This is a genomic window from Desertibacillus haloalkaliphilus (assembly GCF_019039105.1).
In the GTDB taxonomy this organism is placed as follows: Bacteria; Bacillota; Bacilli; order Bacillales; family KJ1-10-99; genus Desertibacillus; species Desertibacillus haloalkaliphilus.
Genome location: NZ_JAHPIV010000493.1, coordinates 1 through 348, shown reverse-complemented (window position 1 = coordinate 348; position 348 = coordinate 1). Strand labels below are relative to the sequence as shown.

Below are 348 nucleotides of genomic sequence, written 5' to 3'. Positions count from 1 at the left end.
GCAACATCCGCAACATCCGTGATAAAGGCGTGGGCTGGCACTGACATCATCAAGTTGATGCCACCTTCCTTTTCCTTCACCAAGATAACTGGCTTCTTCGTTGCTTCTGAGTAACCAATCTCCCAGGCAGTACCTGGATCAACGTGTTCACCCTCATAGTCAATTACAGCAATCACAACTTCGGCTGGATCCAAGTGATCCTTATCACCCTTGTAGATTGCCTTTGCCCATTCCTTTGAACCAAACTCGAATTCGTCGTGTTGCTCAGTACGTGGACTGAAGAATTCTGACACCGTTGGGTTGGCTGCTAGAGCCTTTTCCATACGTTCAATACGATCAATTTGGTCA

General features: G+C 47.1%; 1 protein-coding gene. It reads right to left on the bottom strand.

Annotated features, from left to right (window positions below):
• A partial coding sequence (locus tag KH400_RS22970) for a nucleoside 2-deoxyribosyltransferase (protein WP_217228588.1) occupies window positions 1-348 on the bottom strand: 348 nt, incomplete at both ends.